Raw genomic sequence first — 18,667 nt, forward strand, 5'->3', positions numbered from 1 at the left:
CTCTATTTCAATATATTTTAGATTTTCGGCGGCTCGATACAACCATTTGAAGAATAAACTTTTAGCGAATTATTTGAAAATCAAAGACAATAATTTATTAACAGATTGAATTTCAGACACTTGAAATACAATACTATTCAATAATTCTTTCTAATATAGAATTAAAATAATTGTCGGGAAAGACAATACCAATAATCGAATTGTTGTATTTCATCTTTGCAAATAGTCCATTAAAAAAGACATAATCTCGCAAATTATAGCGACTTTTGTGATTGAAACTCATTGCATCAATTACAATACAATGGCAAAAATTACCGTTCAAAATACAGATATTAGCATTGTCAAGTACAATGAAGAAGACTACATCAGCCTTACAGACATGGCAAAAAGTCAATTGCAAGAGCATATTATCTTCCGTTGGCTTAGTCTTAAAAGCACTATCGAATATCTTGGCGAATGGGAAATGTTGTATAACCCCGATTTTAATTGTACCGAATTCGGTACAATTAAAAATGCGGCAGGGAGCAACAATTTCGTGCTTTCTGTGAAAACGTGGATAGAAAGGACCAGTGCAATCGGCATTCGTTCTAAGGCTGGTCGCTACGGTGGCACATATGCACATCGGGATATAGCATATCATTTTGGCATGTGGATTTCTCCTAAATTTCAATTACTTCTTGTTAAAGAGTATCAGAGACTAAAAGCAGAAGAACACCAGCAACTCGGTTGGTCGGCCAAACGTGAATTATCTAAAATCAACTACCGCATACATACTGATGCCATAAAGCAAAACCTTATCCCGCAGGAAGTTACACCGGTACAAGCAAATATTATTTATGCAAACGAAGCTGACGTACTGAATGTGGCGATGTTTGGTATGACAGCAAAACAATGGAGGGAAGCTAACCCCGAACTGACAGGCAATATTCGTGATTATGCTACTATCAATGAACTTATCTGCTTGTCGAATATGGAGAATCTCAATGCTGTATTCATCGAACAAGGTATGCCACAGAGCAAACGTCTTGTTAGACTAAACCAAATAGCCATTCATCAGATGAGCATATTGGAAAGTGGCAATAATTACAACCGTAAGTTATTGAAATAAAGAATCATGAAAGGCGACAAGAATTACGATTATACAGATGAATTCAGCGATATAATTCATACTGAAAGATTTATAAGTGCGGCAGAGTTGTCTGAACTGTTCTTTTCTGCCCCCAAATGGATAACCCTTTTGATGAAGTTCCGTAATGTCGTGATGAGACCTTTCGGATTGAAAAAAGAAAGAAAGTTATCGGATTTGGTGCTTATCGAATCCGAGAATATGGCAACGGTATGCAAAAATGATAAACATCTTGATTTGGAAATTGTGTTTATGACCGAGAGCATGGAACGTGATAATCAACGCATATCTGTCAGCACAAAAGTCAGATTCCATAATAATTTAGGGAAATGTTATTTTGCCATAATCAAACCGTTTCACAATTTAATTTGCAAGACACTCTTACAACGAGCAAAAAACAATATTGAAAAATCTCTTTACAGATAAATTATATTGCTTTTAACGAGATAAAACAGTCATAGCTTCACCTTTGCGTCATGGGTGGGTATCTTCACTTCACCCAAAAAGCGGGGGAAGCGCAGCCGTTCAAAGCTACGTTTCCTCCGCCATCACACACATAACACAGTATATATAGAAAACACCTCACGGTGCAGATGGTTCACGGGACCGGTTCGGACGAAGTCAATTTGTAGGTTAATTTATCCAAATCTACCTGCATGAGATAATAACCCTGCGGAGTATATGAGATATTTTCCCCATCGAGTTTCAATCGGCCGGGACCTCCATCGCCATACTGGTCGCCCTGCGCCCAATCGGGCAAAGTGGTTATTTTAAATTCTACCGCAGCATCGGGATTTCCAGCGACCACAAAATCGACATATCCCTCATACCGATTGTTCATTCGATAGGATTGCAGCACGGGTGCTGCCGCAATATCCCAGTTTTGATAATTACCGGGGACATACAGTTTGGGATACACGATAGGTTCGTCATAGGCCGTCACCGTAATGTCGCGAGGAGAAGAAGCGACGGTATGGTCGGCTGTCAACTTGGCTACTACCCTGACGAACAAATCACAAGGTTCTCCCGGTTGACCGTCCAGAATAAGAGTCGCCATATTCAATCGGGCGACAGTCACCGAAACATAATCGGTATTCGATTCGGCTAATTGTATAGGATCGGGAAAATCTTTCCGGTTATCTATCTCCAATGTGTAAACGGGAGCGGCGGGGAAACCATAGTCTCCCGACGACCATGAGAATGTCTCGGCTATAAACCCCGACGAGGCTTCGTTCAACACCAAAGCCGGTTGTGCAAGAGGCGCCAGTTCGGGTGCAGCCTGCAAGTCATATTTGGGAGTATCCACATCGTTACAGGCGACAAGTGCCGACAAGCCTATCCAAACGGATAATTTAATAAAAGAAGATTTCATAATTCTGTCGTTTTTTACCGTTAGTAGCCATAGTTTTGTTGTATGCCGGGGTTGGCAGCGATTTCCTTTGCCGGAATAGGATATAGATTATATTTGGTATCCAGCGATTTACCGGCATATACGCCTCCTTTCCACGGCCACAAATAATTACCGGAGGTGAATTTTTCGAACCGAATCAAATCGGTACGACGATGCCCTTCCCAATAAAGCTCACGCATACGTTCCTGCAAAATTTCGTCGAGTGTGATATCGTCTACCGAATCGTATTGCGGCATGCCTGCCCTATCCCTCAAATAGTTCATGTAGGTTCTCCCCGTTTCCCGATCGGCAGCTCCCCGATATGCGCATTCGGCATACATCAGATAGACATCGGCCAGCCGGAACAAGGGGAAATCGGTATCGGGATAAGATTCGGCACGGCCTGCTGCATTGTCCCAATCGGTAGAGAGCAGATTGGTAAACTTCACGACCGAATAACCGTCCTGATAGGTAGAAAGGTTGGTATTGTTAATACTCGCTCCTTCGCTGAAAAAGGCATAACGCTCGTCTTGCGGAGAGAATGAAAGTACCAGCGTAGAGGTAGAACGGGGGCCGGCCCAAGCATCGTTTACCCCATAATTTCTCGCCGAGATTTTACCTCCATACGAGCCTACGGTGAGATACATCGTACCCCCGTACGAACGAATCGAATCGCTATCAAAAGGAACAGTCATAAGTATTTCGCTTTCATTGCCGCCCCTCGCATAACGGTCGTTATCGCCGCCGAACAAGTATTTATACGTTTCGGCCAATCCATGATTCGTCCCGGTATTGTGCCGAGCGATTATTTTTTCACACTCGGCGGCACACAATCCGTATTGCGGCGTACCGGTATAAACCGCAGCATTGAGATAGAGTTTCGCCCGAATCATATTGACGGCATCGCGTCCTACCCTCCCATACTGAGGTTGTAAAGGAATAGACTCTTCTACGGCATTCAACTCGTCCAATATAAATTGATATATCTCGGCTCTCGACTTCTGCTTGGGAGCCTCCATGATTTTATTCTCCTCAGTCACAAAAGAGACCGCACCGAACAGATCGATAGCATGCCAATAGGAAAGAGCCCGCAACACCCGAGCCTCGGCCCGATAGGTCTGTATCTGAGCAGCGACATCTTCGGGGACATCATTGGCAGCCAGCGCTGTCGGGGTCGTATTGCGTAAAAAGTCGTTACATAAAGCTATCTGAAAAAACACGCGGCTATACATGACATATACAAAACCGTTGGCTGCCGACCATGTGGACATACTCAGTTCGGGTAGTCCAGCATCGTTCCAACCTAACACGGCTTCGTCGGTAGGCAGTTCCTGCAAATTCCAATAGGCCCGCAGGTATTGCGCCTGTCCCTCGTCGAACCCTTGTATATCGGGATTACCGGCAGGGCCCTCTTGCCCCGACACGGCCAAACCGGCATATACTTTGGCTAACAACTGCGTGTAATATTGCGGATTGTCCTTAAAGTCGGACAACTGTATCACGTTATCGTCGATAGGTTTCAAATCGAGATCGCCCAAACAGGAAGACAAAGTCATCGAAAGAGCGACGCTCCCGCCTATAAAACATTTATATATAAAAGACTTCATATTTTTGTATTTTTAGAGGTTAATAGGTCAAAACGACACCCAACGTATAGGTCGTGGGCCGAGGATAAACATTATTGTCTATACCCGAAAAAACTTCCGGGTCGAGCCCCTTGTATTTGGTAATGACAAAAGGATTTTGTACCGCACCGTAAACTCTCAGCCGCAACGCATCGTCCAACAGGTGTTTCCAAGTATATCCCAGCGAAATGTTGTCGCAACGCAGAAATCCGGCATTCTTCAAATAATAATCGCTCATGTATTGCTGGGTTTCGAATTTCGCCCCACGCCGCATGATATTGCTCAGGAAACCTGCGCTGTTGTACATCGCGCTATATATCGAATTTTGAGATAATACGTTGTCATAAACATAATTGCCCAAGTTGGCCCGCAAAGAGATTCCGAAATCGAAATTTTTCCAATTCATGGTCGAGTTGATACCGATAACGACTTTCGGGTCACGGCTGTGGTGAATATATTTGTCCGATTCGTCTATGACCCCGTCGCCGTTACGGTCGGCATACAATCCCTCGATGGGATTACCATCGGCATCATATACTTGTTCATACAATAAATAACTGTATGCCGGATACCCTACTTTATGAGCCTGTACGGTATTGCCCGTACCTCCGCCTATACCTCCTACCGGAATGTAATAATCGGCACTCTCGCTTTTATTCAGTTTGGTTATTTTATTGGAGTTCCAAGCGACGTTCATACCCAAATCCCAAGTAAAATCTTTATTATCGATAACTTTTGCTTGAATATTGAATTCGATACCCTCGTTGCGCAAACGTCCCACATTGGTGTATATCTCGTTCGTAAGGTTGGACCCTGCCGGAACAGGAATACGACTAATCAAATCGTTCGTCTCGCGATAATAGTAATCCAACGATCCCGTAATGCGATTATTCAAAAATCCGAAATCGATACCGGCATTCCACGTCGTAGTCTCCTCCCATTTAATATTGGGGTCATAGCCGTTAGGACGTATCGTATAATAATATTGGTCGCCGAACGGATAGGATGCCGTAGGATAACCGATCGTAAACAACGGCATATACGGGAAATAACTGTCGCTAATGTCCTGCTGTCCCGTAATACCATAGCCCAACCTCAACTTCAATTCGCTCATAAACGAAGTCGCCCGTTCCATAAAAGGCTCGTTGATAATTTTCCACCCCAACGCAACGGCCGGGAATGCGCCCCAACGGTTATCTTTCGAAAAGCGAGATGTCGCATCGCCACGTAATGTGACTGTAAACAGATAGGTGTCCTTATAGGTATAATTCACACGCCCAAAGAAGGAAATCAACTGTAAATGGTCGGTATAGGACGAGACGAACCATTGTTCCTTATCGGGCATCAATGTAGTGCGGGTTCCTCCATCTTTATAAAAACGTTGCCACGAATATCCAGCCATAGCGTCGAGCCTACTATGTATCGACTCGAAATCCTGTTTATAATTGAGATAGAAGTCGAGCAACAAATTCCGTTTGAGTTGCCTCAACCGTTCGTCTTGTCCCAGCCCTGTTTTTTTATTCTCCTTGTAAGTAAGAGGGGAGTCGGGAGTCATGAGATTATGTTGAATACTATGAGAGACATCGTATCCTAAATTCAAGTTGGCATGTAACGCCGGCAAAAAAGGCATTACATAATCGAGCTGCAAGTTACCCACGCTGCGATAGACATCGGCTTTCATGGACCGTTCGTCGATAAGCGATACCGGATTTACGGGTGCGATACCTATAAATTCGTCGGTTCCGGGTTTCAACCATGTAAAATATCCGTTACCGATGGGCAGGTTATCGACCCGTACCGATTGCGACGGGTCGAAGGATACCGCGCCACCGATAGCACCTTCGTCGGCAAAACGGTTGTGCATATAAAAGCCCTTCACATTGGCCGTCACACTCAACGTATTGTCGAAAAATTTGGGATTCAACGTTATCGAAGCCGTCACCCTATCCATAGCAGAGGTTTTCAAAATACCATTCTGATTGGTATAGCTCACCGCAACCCGATACGGCAGAATTTTATACGTTCCACCTACACTCAGATTATAATCGCTACTGACCGACGTCCGCAAAATTTCGTCCTGCCAATTCGTATTGGCCGTCCCCAATAAATTATAAGCCGGGCTCCCTTCTCCGTAATAATCGGTTATCACCTGACGGAATTGGTCTCCGTCGAGTACCCCCACTTTATTACGAGGTGTATTCACATACATATTGGCCGTAAAATTGATTTGCGGTTTTCCCGACTGTCCCCGTTTCGTCGTAATAATGATAACTCCGTTCGATGCCCTCGACCCATAAATGGCCGTTGCCGAAGCATCTTTCAATATCGTGAACGACTCGATATTATCGGGAGAAATCATGGATAGCGAATTGGACATTCCGGTCACTCCCGAATTATCGACAGGAACACCGTCGATAACGATCAAAGGGTCGTTCGTCGCATTGAGCGATGAACCTCCACGAATACGGATATCGGCGCCACCCTCGGGTTTACCGCCGTTGAGAGTGACTACTACACCCGGTGTCTTCCCGACCAACAAATCTTGTGCAGAAGTCGCTAAACCTGCATTTATCTCATCGGGTTTCACCAAAGTAACCGACCCTGTGGCATCGCTCTTGCGGACAGTTCCATAACCTATCGCCACGACTTCTTGCAAAGCCACAGCGTTTTCCTGCAAAACGATCGTTATCTGCGAACGATTGTTTACCGGAACCTCCTGCGTATTGTATCCCAAATAGGAAACTACGAGAGTAGCATCGGGAACCACATCGAGACGGAACCGCCCATCGAGATCGGTCGCTACGCCCGCAGACGATCCCCGAACAATGACATTCGCCCCGATAACCGGCTCTCCCGAACTATCGACTACCGTCCCTTGCACGGCCATACGTTGCGCCGATAGCGACCACGACAGGCAACATAATCCTAACAGCAACCCTGACCGGATTTTCATGTGTAGTTTTTCACAAACTTTTCTCATATCAGATACTTTTGATGGTTGAACTCATAGACGATTGACCCCGATTGCTCCAAAAGAGCGAAGCTCTCCCCACAAGCGTTTGTACCGTCTGTATCTCATAGAACAACACCTTTGCTGTTTTGTTTGCTCGCTAAGATTATTTCCCTTAAAAAACAAAGAACGCTCGGGAATTACCCCGAGCGTTCTTTGTTTCCATACAATCGACTGCCTAACTTTTCCTAACAAGAATATAACAATAGTCTTTATTCAATATGAGAGAATTGTTACCATAAGCCGTCTCAAAACGAGCAATGATCCCGTTATTACGACCGTTAGACTCATACAAATCGAACGCCGCTTGCGCATCGGCCAAGTCTTGTACCTTATCGCCGAAAGCATCGGTCACATACATTTCTTTCAACGTGCCTAACTTATAATCGGCATAGTTTTGCAAGAGGTCTTTCCAACGATCGATAGTTTGTTCGTTTTCAGGAATATATGCCGAAATTTCCAAAACGGTTTCCAATGTTTTGTCGGAATCGAAATTAACCGTATAGTTATTACCCTTCAAATCGATCGCACTATCGAAATAGAGATATGCCATCGCCGTCCCGAAAAGTATTTTATTGCTGATCGCATAGAACTCTTGCAGAGTTTCATCGATATTCGCACCCACATACTTACCCAATGTACTAAAATCGAGAGGTAAATAATTGCGGCACATTTCTACACGGAATTTATCCTTATCCATGATAGGACAACAATACACTTTTTTCTGTATGCCGAATACAGGATATATCAACGTATTGGCTTCCAGAGTCAACAACGGAATCGTCTCTTCTGTGGTTTGTTTGATACCTCCCTCGCCCGTAGCGTAATCTTTAAATTTCGTACCGAGGAAAGTCCCTAATTTATAATCCCGGAAAGAAGATATCATACTTTCCCACACTTCAATCCCTTTGTTTTCGGAACTTCCGGTCAAAACCATTTCTATGGTAGCAATCATCGTTCCATCGAGTTTAAACGTCGCTTTGTATCGATTGCCTTTTTGATCCTGCACATACAGGATATTATTTTCCTCATCTTTCGAAGCATTTCCCACAGCAGCCCATATCTCGCTCACATCTTTGTCAACGTAAGCAGACAAATCGGAATAGGTCGTTTCAAAATAAGTTTTAGTATCCCCCTCAGGAGTTCCTCCTCCCGTACCGTCCCCGGGTTCTTCACCTTTTTTATTATCCTCACTACATGATAATAAAACAAGAGATGACATAAATATACAGAAAAACCAAGCAAATTTCTTTCTCATACTTCTTAAAACTTTAATAATTACTACTATTTTCCTTCTTCTCTTTCCATTATTACATTTTTTTCTTTACTTTGCCGATACAAAAATATAATATTATACTCAAAGTCATTTAAACAAATCGGATTATGAAGAATTTTTATCTTATTTTAAGTTGCTGTGCCCTATTTTCTCTAACGGCACATAGTGAAAATTTCTCAGGAGACGACTTTAACGGAGCTTGGGAAAGCGACGGAGGTAACCAGAAAGTACAACCCGTAGGCTGGCATGCATTATATTCCAATATTAGCGGTTTCACATCGATGAAAGCCGGAACAGTTTCCAAAAGTGGAGACGACACCAATGCCTACCCCACCATCGAAAACACTTTCGCAGGCAGTATTATGTGGGGAACCAAAACGGGTTACGTCATTCCGGGAATCCTCTCATTAGGAACTCCGTGGATATATGTAAACACCACTTATTTCACAGCTGCAACAGGGGACTTGGGTGTAGACGGAGGTGTAGAATTTACGGGACGTCCCAGTAAAATCACCTTCAAAGCCCAATACTACAATGCTCCTACAAGCGACATAGACGATGCTGCCCATATCAAAGTCTATCTATGGAAGGGCTCGGCCGAGTCGACCGATATCAGCGGAGCCAACCATACCGACGAAATGAGCGCTGTTCTCGCCGGGAATGCGGGTGCTACCTTGATAGGGTCGGGAGAATTGACCATCGATAACGATATAGATGCTTTCGAGACCAAAGAAATCTCTATCGATTATACATCACAAGAGATTCCCGAAAAAATGAACATCGTGTTCTGTGCATCCAACTACCTCAGTAAAAAACCGGAAAAACCGCTTGAAGTTGCCGAAGGAAATTATCTGCAAATCGATGACGTTGCAGTCGTGTATAATTCTACCGGAATTGAAAATACCCAAAACGAAAAGTTGGAACTGACGGTTACCAGACAAGGTTTTTCGATAAACGATACTTCCGTTCAACCTATTACTATTTACGAAACAGACGGTCGATTGATAAATCAAGGGCTTGTAAATAACGGTCGATATGACTTCCCGTTTATCCCGGGTAAAATTTATATAGTAAAAGTAGGGAATGCTGTTTTCAAAATTTGTGCCCTATAAATAAAGTTTTATGAATCGAATCTATATTTACGTCATGCTGTTCTGCGGAATCTTATTCCTCAACAGCATGACGTGTTTTGCAGCCAACGAAAAACTATCGGCCTCATCGCGCCAAACGCTCGATCAATTAATTCGCACTGACAATCGATTGGAAAAATTATCCAGACAGGATAAAGATCTGCGACTCCTCGTTCAATGCGATGAACGTACGACCGGAAACGATTTACTGGAATGTGGCGTTTTATCGTATGTGTCATTGGGAAACGGATTCTACACGATATGTATTTCACCGTCGGAATTGTCTCGTTTTTTAGACTCTGACTTCGTAAAAAGAGCCGAGCTTCCTCGAAAAGCATCTTTATCCTTAGATGAAGCACGTACAGAAACGAACGTAGTACTGGTACAAAACGGGGAGTCTCTTTCATCTCCCTATACCGGAAAGAATGTCGTATTGGGGTTTGTAGACTCTGGATTCGACGTAACTCACCCGGCCTTCCGCTCGTCTGACAGCGAGACCCTCCGAATCGCAAGATTCTGGAATCAAATCGATAACAAACTACTGTCGGATAAAGAAAATATTCTTGCCGAAGGGACTGACAACGAAGAGCAAACACACGGAACCCATGTAGCCGGAATAGCCGGTGGCGGTTATTTCGGGACAATAGCGACCTCGGAGTCCACGACACTCGACAAGAATCCCTATTACGGAGTAGCTTATGATGCCGACTTAGTAATGGTAGGATCGACATTGGAAGATACCGATATTCTGAATGGTATTAAATATGTATTCAACTATGCCGACTCGATAGACAAACCGGCCGTAGTCAACATTAGCCTAAATACTTCTTACGGGCCGCACGACGGGACTTCGCTTTTCGATCAAGCCATCGATGCCATGCTGGGAAAAGGAAAAATTCTGGTCGGCTCCATCGGGAACGATGCCAAAAACAAAACTCATGCTTCGATGGAACTCAACAATGCAGAGGCTCCTGTACTGACATTTTTCAAACCATCGGGATATGCCGCCAACACATTCGAAGTTTGGGGTGAATCGGACGGGTTTACCGTTACCGTTTCGTTAACCGACTCGCAAGGCGAAACCGTATGGAGTTGTACCTCGAACGGTACGGACCAATCGTTTTCCGTCCCTGCCGACTTCAACTATTCGGAAGGCGGAGAAATCGCCTACTATACCGAATTGTGGAACAACACGAGGCGCATGTATAGAGTCGCCTTGAATAATCTCAATCTAAAAGGTTACGACATACAAATAGGAGTAACGGGCGAAACCCAACACATCGATCTCTGGACCGACAAAAACAGCGGACAGTTCACCGACAACGGGAAAAGTACACATGTCAATTTCGATGCCGACCGTACATTAGGGGAATTGGGAGGAACAGGAAAGAGAACCATTTCTGTCGGAAACTATACAACCCGAAACGTATGGACAAATTTTTCGGGAAAGAAACAGTCCATGTTGATCGATTACCCGTTGAATAAAATCAACTACACTTCGAGCCGAGGTCCGGCTTCGGACGGCCGAGTAAAGCCCGACGTGACGGCTCCGGGAGGAATGATTTTCAGCGCCGTATCTTCTTACTCCGATTACTATAAGGAGAGTAGCGCCAACACTGTCGCCCGGGCAACGATAAACGGGAAAAGCTATTATTGGGGACAAATGACGGGAACATCGCAAGCCTCGCCCTTTGTCGCCGGAGTCATTGCCACATGGTTAGAAGCAAATCCAGAACTATCTCCCGAAGATATACAACTGATTTTGAAAAAGACTGCCCGCCAAGATTCCCATACAGGAGCATGTCCCAACTCCATTTACGGATACGGGAAAATAGACGCTCTCGCCGGAATCAAAGAGGTGCTTTCACCGAGCGCTATCGACAACTTGTCGACAGACAAACTATACAAACTTTATCGAGACGGAATTTTATTCACATCGCAAGCGGGTAAAATAAACCTCATATTATCGACCCCGGACGGAATCATAAGATACTCCGATAAAACAGATGTCGAGCCCGGAACCCGAATCGAATGGAGAGAACTCGGATTGAATACCGGATTGTATATCCTTCATATAAACGGTTTTTCGGAAAAGATATTTGTACCATAAATAAAAAGAAAGGGAGAAGATCAAAAAAACTTCTCCCTTTCTTCATTATCCTATACATTACATTATTACTCATGATGATGTTTCCCGCCATGCCATTTCATCATGGCTCTCGGGAATTTCATTTGGGCATTTTTGAATTTAAATAATTTTTCATTCGACAGAAAGGTTTTGAACTTGTCGTAATATTCCCGATCTATCTTTGCCAACTTCTCGTCCTTTTCCAGTAAAACTTCGGCCGCTTTTTCATACTCGACATCTGAAACAGCCGTTTCCGAACGTACTATTTTCCGAGCAAAAGTTCGAGCCTCCCTGTCTACCGTCCATTTTTTTCCTTCCATCTCTTCATACAAGGGAAAGAACTGTTTCGCCTCTTGTTCGGAAAGCCCGATCTGTTTCATCATAAAATCCCGACGGAATTTACAGAACCGGTCAAACTGTTCTTTTCGCTGTTGCTTCGCCTTGTCGTTATTCTTATTCTGTGCCGAAACCGAAACGGGCAATGCCCACAATAAAACGGCCGATAATAATAAAATTATTTTCTTCATAACTACTTCTCCTTTAATAATCGCTATCGGTATAGAGCATTTCATAAGCCGTGTAATCATCGACATAATAAGCGATCCACTCGTCTTCTATCGTACTTCCATCTGTCGCCGAAGCCGTCATTTCCATATCAGGAGTTTCTCCTTTTTCCACCGAGAATATTCCCGTAAACATTTTCATCATAAGCCATATACCGGCAAACATGGCTGCCATATAAATCCACGGTCTTACCCGAAGCCATAACGAAGTTTGCACGAGTTCGGGAAATTCCCTTTCCGGCAAACTTTCCGTCATCTTTTCGGTGAAATCGGCAAAATAATTGCCGGGCACTTTCATACCGTGCTTCCTACCGATTTCATCTAACAGGGGAGTTTTCTTTTCCATAGCTTCACCTTTTGTTTGTTAGACACGAAAATAATGAAAAGGTTTAAACATGATCTTGCAGATATTCCTCTATTTTTTTCGCCGCATGGTGATACGATGCTTTCAATGCACCCACCGATGTTCCCAGAATTTCGGACATATCTTCGTATTTCATTTCGTCGAAATAGCGCATATTAAAAACGAGGCGTTGTTTCTCCGGAAGTTGCAAAACCGCCTCTTGCAAAAGCCTCTGTGCACGATCTCCGTCGAAATATTCGTCGCTCTCTACATGAGAGAGCAGGAAATCATCGGTATCGTCGGCCGTAAGATTCCGTCGTTCTCGTTCCCGTGCCAGAAAAGTCAATGCCTCATTCACTGCAATACGATAAAGCCAAGTCGACAATTTGGCATCCCCTCTGAAATACTCGATACTTCCCCATGCTTTTAAGAATGTATTTTGCAATAAATCATTGGCATCGTCGTGCGAAAGTACCATTTTTCGAATCTGCCAATATAACGGCTCACTATACCGGGCTACGACCCGTGCGAATGCCTGCCGCACAGTCGCCGGGTTCTGTAACTGCTCGATAACAATATCTTCGTTATAATCTTGCATATTCTCTCTTTTCAGCGGGTAAAGATACGTAGAGCCAACGGTTTATTCCTAACATATTTCATTCTTTTTTGTTATTTTTATTATTCGGTGAACTTCATAATGTTTTAATACATTACCTTTGTTTCCGAAAAACCACGAAGGAAACGGACAATCCCCCGACAAGAGGATAGTGCGGTTTTCCTTTACGGTTTTATACAATCTCGAAAATATGGAAATAAATTCTATACTCTTGGCATTTCTCCTCACGATGATAGCCGGCCTATCGACCGGAGTGGGAAGCCTCATTGCATTTTTCGCCAAGCGAACCAATACGAAATTTCTTTCTGCGGCATTGGGGTTCTCGGCCGGAGTAATGATATATATATCGTTCATGGAATTGATGCCAGAGGCATTGGGTATGCTCAGCGAGAATTTCAGCCCACGCATGTCTAATATCTACATGCTGATCGCATTTTTCTCGGGGACATCGTTTATCGCATTGATAGACTTCTTGATTCCCGAAGACGAGAATCCACATGAAATCCACCGCGTGGAAGAACTATCGGGACAACAACGATTGCACCGTACCGGAATACTGATGGCACTGGCTATCAGTATCCATAATTTCCCGGAAGGACTCGCTACATTCGCATCGGCACTGGGCAACATCGACATAGCTATTCCCATCGTCATAGCCATTGCCATTCACAACATACCGGAAGGTATCGCTGTCTCCGTACCCATCTATCAAGCGACGGGCAGCCACAAGAAAGCATTTTGGTATTCCCTGCTTTCCGGTATGGCCGAGCCGGTAGGCGCACTCATCGGATTCCTGTTTCTGTTACCTTTTTGGACTCCCACGATTCACGCGCTTCTATTGGCATTCGTATCGGGTATTATGGTGTTCATTTCATTCGATGAGCTGCTGCCGGGAGCCGAAAAATACGGTCATCATCACTACGGCATAGGAGGCGTCATCACCGGCATGGCAGTCATGGCCGCCAGCCTCCTGTTTTTCATCTAACACCCGGATAATATCCCGCCCTCGAAAAATCACTACTATTGATGATTGTAAAGAAAATTTTTCTCTTGTTACTTTGTGCAAAAATTCAAAGAGAGACTCGCTCTTTCAACAGTTAAACAAATCTTATGAAAAATTTTCTGCTCGCGTTCATCTTGGGAACTTTACCATTTCTTGCAACCGGTAAACCGATACCGGCGATTACCGATTCTTTGGGAAACCGCATATATAACCTGAATGCCATTACTATCATCAGTAACCCCAAATGGGATTCGAAACTGTTCGAGTTCCCCGGTTCCATCTCTTATCTCAACACGGGCAATCTCGACGAAATGAATATCCGTTCGGTCAAGGATATTTCTACCATCGTTCCCAATCTGTTTATTCCCGATTATGGCTCCAAACTCATTTCCTCGGCCTACATACGGGGTATAGGTTCCCGAATCAACTCTCCCGCCGTAGGCCTCTACGTCAATAACGTTCCCTATCTGGATAAAAGCACTTTCGATTTCGACTTCATCGATATTGCAAGTATCGAAGTCTTGAAAGGACCGCAAGGGACTCTCTACGGAAGGAATACTATGGCGGGACTCGTGAACATAAAGACTCTCTCGCCTTTGGAAAAACAGGGCTCGAAAATAAAATTGAGTTTCGGGAATTACAACTTATGGGGAGTCGCCGCTACTACCAGCCAAAAACTTACCGACGATTTCGCATTCTCGATAAATGCCCGCTACCGACAGGACGACGGCTACTTCAAAAACGAATATACCCGACAAAATAGCGGAAGTACCCGGTCGGGCGGTGGAAGAGTACAATTAGACTGGCGGGTAAACAGGCATTGGAAGTTGAGTTTCAGCGGTGACTACGAGGGTAGCGACCAACAGGGATACCCATATGCCGGTTATGACAAAACCCTGAAAAAGACCGGCAGCATCAGTTACAACGACGAAGCCTCGTATCGTCGCGATATATTCACGTCGGGTCTGTCGGTTCAATATCTCCACGACCGATTCATCTTCACATCGACGACGGGTTATCAATTCCTCGACGACGATATGCATTTGGACCAAGACTTTACTCTCCGCTCCATATTTACATTACAACAAAAACAAAAAATGCATGCGGTTTCACAGGAATTTGCCGTCAAATCGCACAAAGGCAAACGTTGGGAGTGGGTAGGAGGCTTATTCGGGTTTTATCAACAAACCCATACGAACGGCCCAGTAGATTTCAGACAAGACGGGATAGATTTGCTCATCACCAAACAGACCAACGACCAACTGGCGGCTCTCAAACAGAACCCTGCATTAGCGGGAATGCCCGATATTACAATAGATATAGATAACCGCAACCTGTATATCGACGGCATTTACAAAACACCGACCTACGGTGCTGCCGCCTTCGGACAAGCTACGCTCAATCGTATTTTTATCGACGGTTTATCGGCCACCGTAGGCTTACGAATAGACTACGAACATACCCGCATTTACCATCACACCCATGCGACCGAAGATCTCACAGGGCGTGCCAACGTCACGATCAATATGGGTAATCGCCCCCCGATGTCGATTCAACAGCCTTTTATCCTACCCCTCGGCATCGATGGAAAGGAGTCGATGAACACGATAGAACTGTCTCCCAAATTCGAAGTGAAATACGCTATCGGCAATAAAAGTTTCGTCTACGCCTCGGCAACCCGCGGTTACCGGTCGGGAGGATACAATTTCCAGATGTTCTCCAACTTGATACAATCCCAAATCCGGTCCAGCATGATGAGCGAACTGATGAAGAACATGGGTAGCGGTGGAAACGGAGGTCGTCCCACACCGGGCCGCAGTGCTGCCGGAATGCCTGCCTTCGAAAACACGACCGACGTGAACCAAGCCATCTCGTATAAACCCGAACATAGCTGGAATTACGAAATAGGCGGCCGTTCCCAGTTAATCGACCATCGACTGTTTGCCGATTTATCTTTATTCTACATCGATTGCCACGATCAGCAAATAGCTGCTGTAAGCGGATATGGCCGCATCACCAAAAATTCGGGACGTACCGCCAGTTACGGATTGGAGGCTTCGCTGCGAGCCACCCCGACCAACCGGCTGTTACTCTCGGCGACCTACGGTTACACCCATGCTACCTTCCAAGAATACAACGACGGGAAAAACGACTACAAAAACAATTTCGTCCCTTTTGCACCGGCTCATACGCTCGCCCTATCGGGCGCTTACACCCTGCCCTTAGACAAAGAGACCGACTTGACTTTCGATCTGCAATACCTCGGCCGAGGGAAAATATACTGGACCGAAGCCAACGATGCTGCGCAAAACTTTTATGGGCTGGTAAATGCATCGATTATCCTTTCGGGGAAATATGCCGATTTGAAACTATGGGGGAAAAATCTGCTGAATCAACATTATCAGGCGTTCTACTTCGAGACCATGAATGCCGAGAACTTGTCTACGCCCAACAGCTTCGTACAGTGCGGCCGCCCGATTACATTCGGCGCAGATATCACCATTAAGTTTTAATTCTCCTTAACCCCTCTCCGCAGAACTTTGTTCCGCGGGTCTCCCTCATACCGCTAACGCAACACCCCATGAGGCTACGGAATACGGCAAGGGAGAAGGTTAGATAGTTCCAGCTTGCTGCAAAAAAATAAAGCAAAAAAGGCATCTCCCTCCTCCTCTGTGTTTTGCGACAGCAAAATACAGGGGAGGTGGCCGCAGGCCGGAGGGGTTGGTCTTACAAAAAACTCCTATTCTATCTTTCTCACCCCCTCTCCGTCGAAAACTATTGTTTCTTCTGCTCCCCCCCCTATCGCTATGCGACACAAGGGGGAGAAGCGTAAAATCTATCCTTACATCACAAAAGAGAATGTTTCTTTAACCCCCTCTCACCCATACCCTGTGGCATTGCAGGGCATTCTCACACATTCCTCCCCAGCCGTGTCCCGTAATATCGCAGGGTATTGTGGCAATCGATATAAAAATAATCCTTACTATTCACATACAGAAATGGCTGTTTCCTCTTGAAACAGCCATTTTCCCATATTTTATCTTTCTATTCGGCAAAAGTCAAGCCTTGCAATTTATCCCATTCTCCACGGGTAAAATCGGGTATCTGTACAGGAACGGAGCCGTTGCGAACGGAGTAGTCGGTCAACTCGACCAGACACGACCATTCGGCTGCGTCGTAAACGTCCATATCGAGAGGCAAACCGTTTTTCAAGCAATGAATCAGACGATAATCCATAATGAAATCCATACCTCCGTGTCCGCCCACTTTGCGAGCTTTCTCGCCGATCTCTTTGCAGAAGGGGTGTTCATACACTTTCAGCAGAGAGTCGAGAGTTTGCTGGCTGACAAACTCATGCGCATTGGGTTCCAAAGCGATCCCCGTAAGCGGATATTTCTGAGCGAAACCTTTCGTACCGCTTACCATGTGAATGCGGTTATAGGGACGAGGACTGGTAACGTCGTGTTGTATCATGATGGTTTTCCCTTTGGCGGTACGAATAAGAGTCGTGTTCATATCACCCATATCGATACGTGCCGTATCCTCGCCGGTAATACCATGTTCGGCTGCATAAAGATGCATACCCTTTTGCGCATTAGACATGGAAACCAACGTAGCCATGCGGTCGCCCCGGTGAATGTTCAATATCTGGGCGACAGGACCTAATCCATGAGTAGGATAAGGATTACCGGCCTCCTCTTTCTGGGCTTTTAACCGCCACATGTTTTTATAACCGGTCGCCGTAGTGTCGTAATTATAAGAACGCAAGTCGTGGATATAAGCCCCCTCGGCATGCATCACATCTCCGAACAAGCCTTGTTGTGCCATATTGAGCGTTGCCATTTCGAAGAAATCGTAACAACAATTTTCCAACATCATGCAATGGCGGCGAGTCTGTTCGGCCGTATTTACCAAATCCCAGCACTCGGCTACGGTCATTGCCGCCGGTACTTCCACGGCGACATGTTTTCCCTGTTTCATGGCATAGACAGCCATCGGAGCATGAGAGTGCCAATCGGTGCAAATGTAGACCAAATCTATGTCGTCCCTTCCGCACATCTCTTTCCAAACGTCCTCACCCACATAAATATCGGCGGCAGGAAGTTTGTGCGAAGTAAGTATTTCATTCGCTTTGTTTACATTCACCGAATCCAAATCGCATAAAGCGACAACTTTGGCATCGGGCAGATAGACATACCGTTCAATAGCTCCTCTACCCCTCGCTCCTAATCCAATAAAACCGACTCTCACCGTATCCAAAGGTTCGCAAGCCAACTTCAAAACACTTTCCTGTCCGGCAGGCCTCGCAGGTTCTTCAAACGGATTACGTGGTGTCGTAGTACAAGCACTACACAACAAAAGCGCAGACAGCGCATAAAACATTTTCTTCTTCATGGTTATATTTTTCAGCATAAATAATAAATTTCCATCTCACCTCAAACTCCCAACAGGCCGAA

Annotated in this window: 14 protein-coding genes; 6 read left to right on the top strand and 8 right to left on the bottom strand. The window is 45.0% G+C overall.

Annotated features, from left to right (window positions below):
• Positions 1-301 precede the first annotated feature (301 nt).
• Together HMPREF9448_RS04045 and HMPREF9448_RS04050 are read left to right on the top strand one after the other, a co-directional pair.
• Entirely contained in the window at positions 302-1,108 is an 807-nt protein-coding gene (locus HMPREF9448_RS04045) for a KilA-N domain-containing protein (RefSeq protein WP_008861319.1), read from the top strand.
• A gap of 6 nt (positions 1,109-1,114) precedes the next feature.
• Entirely contained in the window at positions 1,115-1,552 is a 438-nt protein-coding gene (locus tag HMPREF9448_RS04050) for a DUF2867 domain-containing protein (RefSeq protein WP_008861320.1), read from the top strand.
• A 172-nt stretch (positions 1,553-1,724) separates the two neighbouring features.
• On the opposite strand, the gene HMPREF9448_RS04055 is transcribed toward HMPREF9448_RS04050, so the two are convergent.
• From HMPREF9448_RS04055 to HMPREF9448_RS04070, 4 genes are all read right to left on the bottom strand, one after another.
• Positions 1,725-2,498, bottom strand: a complete 774-nt coding sequence (locus tag HMPREF9448_RS04055) for a SusE domain-containing protein (RefSeq protein ID WP_008861321.1) — start codon at positions 2,496-2,498, stop codon at positions 1,725-1,727.
• Between the two features lie 20 nt (positions 2,499-2,518).
• Positions 2,519-4,123 (bottom strand): RagB/SusD family nutrient uptake outer membrane protein, encoded by a 1,605-nt coding sequence (locus HMPREF9448_RS04060; RefSeq protein WP_008861322.1) that lies wholly within the window; start codon positions 4,121-4,123, stop codon positions 2,519-2,521.
• Between the two features lie 19 nt (positions 4,124-4,142).
• Complete coding sequence (locus HMPREF9448_RS04065; protein WP_040295873.1) at positions 4,143-7,121, bottom strand: SusC/RagA family TonB-linked outer membrane protein; 2,979 nt, start codon at positions 7,119-7,121, stop codon at positions 4,143-4,145.
• Between the two features lie 208 nt (positions 7,122-7,329).
• Positions 7,330-8,409 carry a hypothetical protein gene (locus HMPREF9448_RS04070; RefSeq protein WP_008861324.1) on the bottom strand — a complete coding sequence of 360 codons (1,080 nt, stop codon included), beginning with the start codon at positions 8,407-8,409 and terminating at the stop codon, positions 7,330-7,332.
• Between the two features lie 125 nt (positions 8,410-8,534).
• On the opposite strand from HMPREF9448_RS04070, the gene HMPREF9448_RS04075 reads away from it, so the two are divergent.
• Positions 8,535-9,539 (top strand): hypothetical protein, encoded by a 1,005-nt coding sequence (locus HMPREF9448_RS04075; protein ID WP_008861325.1) that lies wholly within the window; start codon positions 8,535-8,537, stop codon positions 9,537-9,539.
• Between the two features lie 10 nt (positions 9,540-9,549).
• The gene (locus HMPREF9448_RS04080) at positions 9,550-11,667 is read left to right on the top strand and encodes a S8 family serine peptidase (RefSeq protein WP_008861326.1); all 2,118 of its coding nucleotides are present in this window, start codon (positions 9,550-9,552) and stop codon (positions 11,665-11,667) included.
• Between the two features lie 65 nt (positions 11,668-11,732).
• On the opposite strand, the gene HMPREF9448_RS04085 is transcribed toward HMPREF9448_RS04080, so the two are convergent.
• Genes HMPREF9448_RS04085 through HMPREF9448_RS04095 form a run of 3 tightly spaced genes read right to left on the bottom strand, consistent with a single transcriptional unit; the run spans position 11,733 to position 13,189 of the window.
• Positions 11,733-12,212, bottom strand: coding sequence for a hypothetical protein (locus HMPREF9448_RS04085; protein WP_008861327.1), 480 nt, complete (start codon positions 12,210-12,212; stop codon positions 11,733-11,735).
• Between the two features lie 13 nt (positions 12,213-12,225).
• On the bottom strand, positions 12,226-12,594 hold the full coding sequence (locus HMPREF9448_RS04090) for a hypothetical protein (RefSeq protein WP_008861328.1): 369 nt from the start codon (positions 12,592-12,594) through the stop codon (positions 12,226-12,228).
• Positions 12,595-12,637: 43 nt separating this feature from the next.
• Positions 12,638-13,189, bottom strand: coding sequence for an RNA polymerase sigma factor (locus tag HMPREF9448_RS04095; protein ID WP_008861329.1), 552 nt, complete (start codon positions 13,187-13,189; stop codon positions 12,638-12,640).
• 208 nt (positions 13,190-13,397) lie between these two features.
• On the opposite strand from HMPREF9448_RS04095, the gene zupT reads away from it, so the two are divergent.
• On the top strand, positions 13,398-14,192 hold the full coding sequence (zupT, locus tag HMPREF9448_RS04100) for a zinc transporter ZupT (protein ID WP_040295958.1): 795 nt from the start codon (positions 13,398-13,400) through the stop codon (positions 14,190-14,192).
• Between the two features lie 125 nt (positions 14,193-14,317).
• Entirely contained in the window at positions 14,318-16,723 is a 2,406-nt protein-coding gene (locus HMPREF9448_RS04105) for a TonB-dependent receptor (protein WP_008861331.1), read from the top strand.
• A 532-nt stretch (positions 16,724-17,255) separates the two neighbouring features.
• On the opposite strand, the gene HMPREF9448_RS04110 is transcribed toward HMPREF9448_RS04105, so the two are convergent.
• Complete coding sequence (locus HMPREF9448_RS04110; RefSeq protein ID WP_008861332.1) at positions 17,256-18,605, bottom strand: Gfo/Idh/MocA family protein; 1,350 nt, start codon at positions 18,603-18,605, stop codon at positions 17,256-17,258.
• Between the last annotated feature and the right edge of the window lie 62 nt (positions 18,606-18,667).

The sequence above is a fragment of the Barnesiella intestinihominis YIT 11860 genome (assembly GCF_000296465.1).
GTDB classification, from domain to species: Bacteria; Bacteroidota; Bacteroidia; order Bacteroidales; family Barnesiellaceae; genus Barnesiella; species Barnesiella intestinihominis.

Bases quoted from the DNA above. Each gene is read 5' to 3' on its own strand.
- HMPREF9448_RS04045 (WP_008861319.1), top strand. From the start codon at position 302: ATGGCAAAAATTACCGTTCAAAATACAGATATTAGCATTGTCAAGTAC.
- HMPREF9448_RS04050 (WP_008861320.1), top strand. From the start codon at position 1,115: ATGAAAGGCGACAAGAATTACGATTATACAGATGAATTCAGCGATATA.
- HMPREF9448_RS04055 (WP_008861321.1), bottom strand. From the start codon at position 2,498: ATGAAATCTTCTTTTATTAAATTATCCGTTTGGATAGGCTTGTCGGCA.
- HMPREF9448_RS04060 (WP_008861322.1), bottom strand. From the start codon at position 4,123: ATGAAGTCTTTTATATATAAATGTTTTATAGGCGGGAGCGTCGCTCTT.
- HMPREF9448_RS04065 (WP_040295873.1), bottom strand. From the start codon at position 7,121: ATGAGAAAAGTTTGTGAAAAACTACACATGAAAATCCGGTCAGGGTTG.
- HMPREF9448_RS04070 (WP_008861324.1), bottom strand. From the start codon at position 8,409: ATGAGAAAGAAATTTGCTTGGTTTTTCTGTATATTTATGTCATCTCTT.
- HMPREF9448_RS04075 (WP_008861325.1), top strand. From the start codon at position 8,535: ATGAAGAATTTTTATCTTATTTTAAGTTGCTGTGCCCTATTTTCTCTA.
- HMPREF9448_RS04080 (WP_008861326.1), top strand. From the start codon at position 9,550: ATGAATCGAATCTATATTTACGTCATGCTGTTCTGCGGAATCTTATTC.
- HMPREF9448_RS04085 (WP_008861327.1), bottom strand. From the start codon at position 12,212: ATGAAGAAAATAATTTTATTATTATCGGCCGTTTTATTGTGGGCATTG.
- HMPREF9448_RS04090 (WP_008861328.1), bottom strand. From the start codon at position 12,594: ATGGAAAAGAAAACTCCCCTGTTAGATGAAATCGGTAGGAAGCACGGT.
- HMPREF9448_RS04095 (WP_008861329.1), bottom strand. From the start codon at position 13,189: ATGCAAGATTATAACGAAGATATTGTTATCGAGCAGTTACAGAACCCG.
- zupT (WP_040295958.1), top strand. From the start codon at position 13,398: ATGGAAATAAATTCTATACTCTTGGCATTTCTCCTCACGATGATAGCC.
- HMPREF9448_RS04105 (WP_008861331.1), top strand. From the start codon at position 14,318: ATGAAAAATTTTCTGCTCGCGTTCATCTTGGGAACTTTACCATTTCTT.
- HMPREF9448_RS04110 (WP_008861332.1), bottom strand. From the start codon at position 18,605: ATGAAGAAGAAAATGTTTTATGCGCTGTCTGCGCTTTTGTTGTGTAGT.